Origin of the sequence: Flavobacterium glaciei, from assembly GCF_003350545.1 — a bacterium.
GTDB lineage: Bacteria > Bacteroidota > Bacteroidia > Flavobacteriales > Flavobacteriaceae > Flavobacterium > Flavobacterium glaciei.
On the sequence record NZ_QQBA01000027.1, the window covers coordinates 1 to 7,668 of the forward strand.

5 protein-coding genes are annotated in these 7,668 nt (G+C 31.9%); all 5 read right to left on the minus strand.

Annotation, left to right across the window (positions count from 1 at the left end; genetic code table 11):
* Nucleotides 1-216: 216 nt before the first annotated feature.
* The 5 genes from DFR66_RS13570 to thrS all read right to left on the minus strand — a co-directional run bounded on the left by DFR66_RS13570 (nucleotide 217) and on the right by thrS (nucleotide 7,215).
* A complete protein-coding gene (locus tag DFR66_RS13570; RefSeq protein ID WP_114755360.1) occupies nucleotides 217-3,684 on the minus strand; it encodes a hybrid sensor histidine kinase/response regulator in 3,468 nt (1,155 codons plus the stop codon).
* 135 nt (nucleotides 3,685-3,819) lie between these two features.
* A complete protein-coding gene (gene rplT / locus DFR66_RS13575) occupies nucleotides 3,820-4,164 on the minus strand; it encodes a 50S ribosomal protein L20 (protein WP_114755361.1) in 345 nt (114 codons plus the stop codon).
* Between the two features lie 174 nt (nucleotides 4,165-4,338).
* Entirely contained in the window at nucleotides 4,339-4,536 is a 198-nt protein-coding gene (rpmI, locus tag DFR66_RS13580) for a 50S ribosomal protein L35 (protein ID WP_022827375.1), read from the minus strand.
* Nucleotides 4,537-4,694: 158 nt separating this feature from the next.
* Complete coding sequence (gene infC / locus DFR66_RS13585; protein WP_369800971.1) at nucleotides 4,695-5,252, minus strand: translation initiation factor IF-3; 558 nt, start codon at nucleotides 5,250-5,252, stop codon at nucleotides 4,695-4,697.
* A 16-nt stretch (nucleotides 5,253-5,268) separates the two neighbouring features.
* Nucleotides 5,269-7,215, minus strand: a complete 1,947-nt coding sequence (gene thrS, locus DFR66_RS13590) for a threonine--tRNA ligase (protein WP_114755362.1) — start codon at nucleotides 7,213-7,215, stop codon at nucleotides 5,269-5,271.
* Nucleotides 7,216-7,668: the final 453 nt, after the last annotated feature.

Genomic DNA, 7,668 nt, shown 5'->3' on the forward strand with positions numbered 1-7,668 from the left:
ATTAAATCATATAACGAAGAATACGGACTGAACTGAATTTTTTGTTGCTGAACTAACATCTAAAAAGCCTTATGGTTACAGTTAAAAATACGAAAAAAGGAGCAAAAAACTATAGTTTTCTACTCCTTTTTTATTATATAATTAATTCTTAAAAAGACTTTTTCAGTGCCCTCGGTATATTTCAAGGTTTTTTAAGTATAGTATTAAGATGGGTATTTATTTTTTTAACAACCATTTTTTAAGGATTTTTTGGAGCATTTCATCGCTGATGGGTTTTGCGAGATAACCGTTCATTCCGTATTTAGTGATATTGTTTTGAGTTTCTAGGGTAACATCGGCTGTGAGTGCAATTATTGGAATTGTAGTGTTTTTAAGTGTTTCTCTTATATATTTTGTTGCTTCAATTCCGTCCATTATAGGCATGTTGATATCCATAAGAATTAAATCGAAGTTAGAATTTTTACTAAAAGTATCAATACATTTCTGTCCGTTGTTAGTAATAGTTATGTTGTATCCTTTGCATTGGAGCATTTTTTTAATCACTAATTGGTTGATTAAGTTATCATCTGCAATTAGAATATTGATAGCATTATTTTCAAGATTTAAATCTAAATCAGAATTTTGTACAATATCAGTAATTAGTCTTGGTTGTGGTAACACAACATCCAGACTTTCATTTGTGTCAAATGCAATTGTAAATGAAAAACTAGTACCTTTGCTAGGTGTACTTTTGCAATGTAAAACGCCACCCATTAATTCTACAATTTTAAAACTAATATTTAGTCCTAAACCTGTTCCGCCATGTTTTCTAGAAATGCTTGAATCTGCTTGTTTGAAAGCTATGAACAAATTTTTAGTTTGTTCTGGCGTCATTCCTATACCAGTATCTTCTATGATAAAGTGTAATATTGTTTTTTCTTGGATTGATTTTAGTTGGTTTATACTTAAAGTTATGGTACCTTCTTCAGTAAACTTAACGGCATTACTCAAAATATTTATCAAGACTTGTTTTAATCTTAATGGGTCACCATGTAACATGTATTTGTTTTCAATATTTTTATTGATACTAAAAGATATTGATGTGTCGATTAATTTTATTTGTGTAAATTCAGTAATATCAAAAATTAATTTTTCTAATGAAAAGGGAATGTTTTCTAACTCAATTTGATCGGATTCAATTTTAGAGAAATCCAATATGTTATTTAATATTTGCAATAAATGGTCTGCCAAATTTTCTATTTTTTGAACATAATCTTTTTGATTTTCATCTAAAATTGTTTTTTTTAAAACATTGTTTAATCCAATAATTCCACCAAGCGGTGTTCTTATTTCGTGTGACATGATAGCTAAAAATGTTGACTTTGATTTGTCGGCTTTTTGAGCTTTTTCTTTTTCTTTTTCTAATTCTTTGGTTCTATTATAAACCAAGTCTTCTAATTGCTCTTTATATTGTGTTAATTCGTTTTGTATTATTTTTCTTTCTTGAAGTTCTTTTTTGAATAATTCATTTTGTTCTAAAAGCAAATTGTTTTTAAAAGAAGATGATTTAAAAAGATTAAAAAACAAGCCAATTTTTTTTCTTAGTGAATTAATTTTCGAATTCCAGGTGTAATTTACTTTAAAAACGAGTATTACAAATGGGTCACTATAGCCTGTTATAGGAGTGTGCGATTGTACTAATAATTCGTATTTCCCCGTATTTAATGAGTTGTATTTTATTGTACCATTATTCAATTCTGTCCATCCATTGTCGAAACCAGCTAACTTAAATCTGTATTTTATTTGTTTTTCATCAACATACCAATCGCTAAAAACAGAGATCGTAACTGACCATTTTCCTTCAATTAATTCATAAGTATTGTTGTTTATAATGGGATTGGTATTTTTCCAAATTATTTCGTTTACAAGTACATTTGGAGGAGTGGGTTTTGAAATTATATTTTTAAAATCAACAAAATACAAACCGTTGTTAAGAGCACAGAATAAATTTTTATCAGCATCTAAAAACAAAGCTCTTGAGCTGGTAAATTGCCATTCGGATTTGTCTAAATATAGATTTATTCGATGAAGCAGTTTGTTATTTGTAACATCTATTATACAAATTCCATCACTAGAACCGACTGCAATAGTGTTGTCGTCTATCCAAACTGCAGTCCAACCACCAAGCGGGAATTCTTTTAGAATTAAAGAGGTATTATAATTTTCATCAAGTAATAAAATATTTTCTTCTTGAATAATGACAAGTCTACCACTGTTATTTGAAATGATTGAATATGTATTCCCATTTTCCGATAAGAATTCATTTGTGATTTTTTTGAACCCTTTCTCTGTTTCAAACCATAAACCTTGACCAAGAGTTCCAATTAAAATTCTATTATTTACATCTAAAGTGAGGGTATATACATAGCCAAATTTTTCGTTCTTGTTGGTTAATATTTCTTTTGCAGTATCATTTTTAATGCAAAATAATCCACTAACTGTACCTACCCATAATTCATCATTTCGGGACAATAAAACTCGATTTGGACTGGAAATTACGGTTGAAAATTTATGCTCTAATTTCTCAAGATTATTGATATTCGTATAAAATAATCCATCTTGAGTGGCTAACCAAATATTGGAGTCTTGGTTAAAATCTTCAATTACATCCCAAACTATTGATTTAAATAGTGATTGGTTCTCTAGGTTCAAATTAAGTTTAGATATAAGAGAAAAATACTCAGATCCCCCTATTAAAATTCCGTTCCCTTTTTTTGTTTGATATATTGAGAAAGCAGCATCCAAGAATCCTGTATCAATTTGAAAAATAGATTTTCTAATATTAGGGATCTTTCTTAGTCCATTATTATTGGTTGCTACCCATATATTTTTAATACTATCTATATAAATATCATTGATTAGACTATTTATATAAATAATTTCTGTTTCTTTTAATGAGCTGGAATTGTACTCATAAATAATGATGTTTTTATTAAAACCTACAATCAATTCGTTTGATGTACTATTGATAGATGTTACTTTATAACTACCAATTTTGGGTGTGCAATGTTGTAACAGTTCAAATTTAGAATTCAGGAAATAAAGCCCATTAGTTGTTCCTAGAAAAAAGTGATTATCTATAGATTTATGTATTGAAGTTGCGTAGATTTCATTTAAAAAATCTAAACTCAGGACATTTATATGATTACCAGCTAGTTCAAAAACTCCTTTTTTTGCGCTAATTGCTACTATATTTTCTTTGTTTTTTTGAATAATATTTTTTACCAAACCTAAATCATAAGATGCAATTAATTTTAGTTTAAAATTATTGTTCTCAAGCTTAATTAATCCATATGATGTTCCAATCCAAATGGTATTATCATTAATTAATATGCTTTCGGCAATTCCAAAATTCCAATCAAAATTTAGATGTAGTTTAATTTTTGAGCCATCTATTTTTAAAGCTTCTATTCCCTGGTCAGTACCAATCCAAATAGTTTGATTTTTAGAAATCGTAACTGTTCTAAGCCCTGGACAATCTAAACTATTTTGTGTGTCGAAAACTTTAATTTTATTACCGTTGTAAAAGGATATGCCAGACGGCCCTGGTAGCCATAATCGCCCATATGAATCGCTTGCAATTTTATGGATTTGATCATTTGGTAATCCATCATTGCTATTTAAGGTTAAAATTTTTGGCTGCATTATTTATTAAAAAATTGATTATTTCAAAGATACTTATATATTGCTTCGTAATAATAATTATAAAACAAAAAAACCCCAATCTTTCGATTGAGGTTTCTATATAAGTAAGTAATCTAAATTGAGTTTATAAAACGTTTATTTTACTTTGTTAAGAATTGCTTTGAAAGCATCTGGGTGGTTCATTGCTAAATCTGCAAGAACCTTACGGTTCAATTCGATATTATGTTTTTTTACTTTACCCATAAATTGTGAATAAGACATTCCTTCCAATCTAGCTCCAGCGTTGATACGTTGAATCCATAAAGCACGGAAATTTCTTTTGTTCACTTTTCTGTCACGGTAAGCGTAGCACATTGCTTTCTCTACCGCGTTCTTAGCAACTGTCCAAACGTTTTTACGTCTACCAAAGAAACCTTTGGCTTGCTTCATTATTTTTTTTCTTCTTGCTCTTTTAGCAACTGAATTTACCGATCTTGGCATAATTTTTACTTTTTTTTTGTAGCAGGCGGCTTGAATTTAATCAAAAGCACTTATTGGCCATACTTCAAGGTTATTTGAAATTGTTTTAACCTAAAGAAATCTTTAGTCAAATGTTAAAAGGCGAATGTCGAAAGTGTGTACTTTTGACTTTAAAACTTTCTAACTTTGGACTTATTAGATAATTCTTAATTGTTGTTTGATGCTTTTCATATCTGTTTTGTGAACTAGCGCTGAGTGAGTCAAAGCTAATTTACGTTTTTTAGACTTTTTAGTCAAGATGTGACTTTTAAAAGCATGCTTTCTTTTAATCTTTCCAGAACCAGTAACTTTAAAACGTTTCTTGGCGCTAGATTTGGTTTTCATTTTAGGCATTTTTTCCTAGTGTTTTAATTTATTCTTACTTACTTATTTTTCCCCTCCCCAGCCCTCCCCAAAGGGGAGGGAGCCAAGAAGTTATATGTATTTATTCCCTTTTACAATTTGCCTTTTTTGGTTTTGCCCCCTTCCGTCGGAGGGGTTGAGGGAGTATTTTACTTCTTTTTCTTAGGAGCAATGAACATTATCATTCTCTTTCCTTCAAGAACTGGCATCGCTTCCACTTTACCAAATTCTTCAAGATCCGTAGCTAATCTTAATAATAAGATTTGTCCTTGATCTTTATAGATAATCGAACGCCCTTTGAAAAAAACAAATGCTTTCAATTTCGCACCTTCTTTCAAGAATTTTTCAGCATTCTTTCTCTTAAATTCGTAATCATGTTCGTCTGTTTGAGGTCCAAAACGAATTTCCTTAACGACTACTTGTGTAGATTTCGCTTTTAGAATTTTATCACGTTTCTTTTGCTCGTAAACAAATTTCTTGTAATCCATGATTTTACAAACCGGTGGATCTGCATTTGGTGAAATCTCAACTAAATCCAATTCAAATTGGTCAGCTAATCTTAAAGCTTCCGAAAGTTTAAAAACTCCAGGCTCGATATTTTCACCTACAAGTCTTACTTCTTGTACTCCACGAATAAGGCTGTTTATTCTGTGGGCATCTTTTTTTTCTACGCGAGGTTGGTAACCTCTGTTGCTTCTTATTGCTATGACTTTATAATTTAAGTTAAACTGTAAATACTTTTAATGTTTTATTAATCTCTTCTTTTACAATAGCAGCAAATTCTTCTATCGTAACGCTGATATTTCCTTTTCCTTCTTGTCCATGACGACGAATAGAAATAGTCCCATTTTTTTCTTCTTCTTCACCTACAATCAACATAAATGGGGTTTTTTGCATTTCTGCATCCCTGATTTTCTTTCCGATTGTCTCGTTTCTGTTGTCAATAAGGGCGCGAATTTCGTGAATTTCTAGCAAATCTAAAACTTTTTTCGCATATATTTCATATTTCTCACTCAAAGACAATATTATAGCTTGTTCTGGCATCAGCCAAAGTGGGAAATTACCTGCAGTATGCTCTAACAATATCGCAATAAATCGTTCCATTGAGCCAAAAGGCGCTCTGTGAATCATAACGGGTCTATGCAATTCGTTATCAGATCCTTTGTATGTCAAATCAAAACGTTCTGGAAGGTTGTAGTCTACCTGAATCGTTCCTAATTGCCATTGTCTTCCTAAGGCATCTTTTACCATGAAATCTAACTTTGGACCATAGAAAGCTGCTTCGCCGTATTCAACTACAGTATTCAAGCCTTTGTCTGCAGCAGCATTGATAATGGCATTTTCTGCTTTTTCCCAGTTTTCGTCTGTACCTATATATTTATCTCTGTTTTCTTTATCTCTCAAAGATATCTGAGCCGCAAAGTTTTCGAAACCAAGCGAACCAAATACATAAAGTACCAAGTCAATTACTTTCTTAAACTCTTCATCAAGTTGTTCTGGAGTACAAAAAATATGCGCATCATCTTGAGTAAAACCTCTTACACGTGTTAAACCATGTAATTCACCACTCTGTTCATATCTGTAAACAGTACCAAATTCAGCGTAGCGCTTTGGTAAATCTTTGTATGACCAAGGACGTACGTTGTAAATCTCGCAGTGATGAGGGCAGTTCATTGGTTTCAATAAAAACTCTTCTCCTTCAGCTGGAGTGCTTATTGGTTGGAAACTATCAGCACCATATTTTGCATAATGCCCTGAAGTTACATACAATTCTTTTTGACCAATATGAGGAGTTACTACTTGCTCGTAACCACCTTTTTTCTGTGCTTTTTTCAAGAACTGCTCTAGTCTGTCTCTTAAGGCAGCTCCTTTAGGTAACCATAATGGTAAACCTGCACCTACTTTTTGTGAAAAAGCAAACAGTTCCAGTTCTTTTCCTAGTTTTCTGTGGTCACGACGTTTCGCTTCTTCCAGTAATTCTAGATATTCAGTTAAATCCTTTTGTTTTGGAAACGAAGTTCCGTAAACACGAGTTAATTGTTTGTTTTTCTCGTCACCTCTCCAGTATGCGCCGGCAACACTCATCACTTTCATAGCTTTTATTATACCTGTATTAGGAATGTGGCCACCACGACATAAATCGGTAAAAGTATCATGATCACAAAACGTAATTGTTCCATCTTCAAGATTAGTAATCAGTTCAGTTTTGTAAACGTTGTCTTTATATAGTTCTAAAGCTTCTGCTTTAGAAACAGGGCGCAGTTTAAATTCATGCTTCCCTCTTGATATTTCAAGAACACGGTCTTCAATTTTTTTGAAATCAGCATCAGTAATTTTCTGGTCTTCAAAGTCTACATCATAATAAAATCCGTTAGATATTGCTGGTCCGAGTGTTAGTTTGATTCCAGGGTACATTTCCTCAAGAACCTGTGCCATTACGTGTGATGTCGAATGCCAAAAAGCTTTTTTTCCGCCTTCGTCATTCCATGTATATAATATAAGACTGCCGTCCGTCGTCAAAGGAGTTGTGGTTTCCACAGTTGTACCATCAAAAGAAGCAGAAATTACATTTCTAGCAAATCCTTCACTAATGCTCTTGGCAACATCCATAGGAGTAATCCCAGGAGTAAACTCTTTAATTGACCCGTCGGGCAAAGTAATCTTAATCATCGTTTGTTATTTTAAGAATGCAAATATAGACCATTACAAAAATACATACAATATATATATAAGGTTTGTTGCTGTAATATGGTATCAAAACAAAATCGGTACTCTAATATATCTAGGTAAAGGGCAAATGTTTCCATTAGAAGCTGTTTCCCGCTATTTGTTTCAATCTTTTCTCTCGTAAAAGAACGAGAGAAAAGGATTTTCACTGCTATCGGGGCTAGGAGGGTAGATTTATAATGTGTAATTCGTTTAAATAAGCAGTAACTCCGGCTTTTTAGTTGGTATTTAATAGAGGGAAGTAGAAGAGAAAAGATTCCATGCAGGTATGAAAAGCCCAGATTTCATATATAAAGTCACTCTTTCCTAGGAAGAGTCTAAAAGTGTAGGGAGGGAATTAAAAAAATAATACTTTCAAAATTCACGTTTCCAGCAAGTTAAAGTTAAGGATAAAAA

Bases quoted from the DNA above. Each gene is read 5' to 3' on its own strand.
- thrS (WP_114755362.1), bottom strand. From the start codon at position 7,215: ATGATTAAGATTACTTTGCCCGACGGGTCAATTAAAGAGTTTACTCCT.
- rpmI (WP_022827375.1), bottom strand. From the start codon at position 4,536: ATGCCTAAAATGAAAACCAAATCTAGCGCCAAGAAACGTTTTAAAGTT.
- rplT (WP_114755361.1), bottom strand. From the start codon at position 4,164: ATGCCAAGATCGGTAAATTCAGTTGCTAAAAGAGCAAGAAGAAAAAAA.
- DFR66_RS13570 (WP_114755360.1), bottom strand. From the start codon at position 3,684: ATGCAGCCAAAAATTTTAACCTTAAATAGCAATGATGGATTACCAAAT.